This window comes from Streptomyces jumonjinensis, assembly GCF_009600885.1.
Classification (GTDB): Bacteria; Actinomycetota; Actinomycetes; order Streptomycetales; family Streptomycetaceae; genus Streptomyces; species Streptomyces jumonjinensis.
In genome coordinates, this window is record NZ_VCLA01000203.1 from 13,918 (window position 1) to 14,559 (window position 642).

A 642-nucleotide genomic window follows, 5' to 3' on the forward strand; every position below is an offset into this window, starting at 1 on the left:
CCCGTGGCCACGCCCGGAACTCGACGCGATCGCCGACCCCGCTGGCGTTACACCGTCTCGTCGCCGCGCTGTGCTTTCACGGTGAGCGAGTAGGTCACGCTCACTTCGAGGTCACGGGCTTGGCCCTGTATCTCCAACGTGTGCGCGCCGGGACTCAGCGGCGGGAGCTGGACCCACAGACCGCATCCCGTGGACGAGGAGACACCGGGGTCCACCACCGGGTTGCCGGCTCTCCCCCTGACGGTGATCTTCTCCGGGTGCAAGACCTCCGGCTCGATCTCCTCACCGTCGAGATATGCCCTTCCCGCGGCGGAGCTGATGAAGTTCGCGCAATATATCGGGCTGCCAAAGGTGTTCACCACGGGGAAGGCGATGGGCCGTCCGCCCGGAACGGTGCAGACGCGTTCCGCGTGTCCGCCGAAGGTGCCCGCCAGGAACCACACATCGGACGGCTGGTTACGCCAGCAGTCGCGTCCGTCCCCGTCGACGACGGGATTGGCGTCCGGAGGTTCGGCAGCCGCCCACGACCACCACCGGCCCTGCAGCTCCGCCGTCGGCAGACGGGCGCTCGCCCCCGCCTCCCTCTCCCCGCCACCCCCGCCGCAGCCTGCCACCACGACCAGCACCATGACACCGAGCCCC

The 642-nt window shown here is 69.6% G+C and carries 1 protein-coding gene; it reads right to left on the minus strand.

Annotation, left to right across the window (positions count from 1 at the left end):
* Positions 1 to 47 precede the first annotated feature (47 nt).
* Positions 48 to 642: signal protein (locus FF041_RS38615; RefSeq protein ID WP_323393698.1), on the minus strand; the 595-nt coding region annotated here is incomplete at its 5' end.